Origin of the sequence: Photorhabdus kleinii (assembly GCF_025384885.1) — a bacterium.
Classification (GTDB): domain Bacteria; phylum Pseudomonadota; class Gammaproteobacteria; order Enterobacterales; family Enterobacteriaceae; genus Photorhabdus; species Photorhabdus kayaii.
In genome coordinates this window covers 1-617 of the sequence record NZ_JAJAFY010000160.1, presented here as the reverse complement: position 1 = coordinate 617, position 617 = coordinate 1, and the positions used below count along the sequence as shown (strand labels likewise).

Annotated in this window: 1 protein-coding gene; it reads right to left on the bottom strand. The window is 51.5% G+C overall.

From position 1 onward, the window contains the following. Positions 1–617 (bottom strand): IS21 family transposase (gene istA / locus LG003_RS23170; protein ID WP_262981782.1); only part of this gene is annotated, 617 nt, incomplete at both ends.

The window sequence follows — 617 nt, the reverse complement described above, 5'->3', positions numbered from 1 at the left end:
GGGACAGAGTAATAATGTCTATCGATATCAATATGATAATCAACATGTACCCGGACTTTTTTCACCTGCGTGTACTGATAAGATTGTTGGGGTAAAGGATTTAGCGCAGGTTTATCCAGTTGCTCGAACAATGCCTTGCGGGAGTCTTTGCGTTTTTGCATCGGCTTTTGGTTCAGGTTTTCAAGCAGTTCGGTGATGCGCTGGTTCAGTGCCTGAAGCGTGAAGAACGTCTCATAGCGAAGTTTGCCCATGATCCAACGCTCAACCACCTGAACCGCCGACTCCACTTTTGCTTTGTCTTTGGGTTTGGCCGGTCTGGCCGGTATCACCGCAACCTGATAGTGAGCCAGCATCTGCTGGTAAGTCGGATTGATATCCGGATCATAACGGCAAGCCCGGGAAGTACTGCTCTTCAGATTGTCAGGGACAACCATAACAGGTGTCCCCCCGAGGTAATCAAAGCAGCGAACGTGGCTCATGACCCAGTCTTCCAACGTCTGGCTCCAGGTGGCTTCCGCATAGGTGTAACTGGACGCCCCGAGTGTGGCGACAAAGACCTGGGCCTGACGATATTCGCCAGTGTCAGGGTTGATAACGGGCAGCGTAGGGCCGCAATA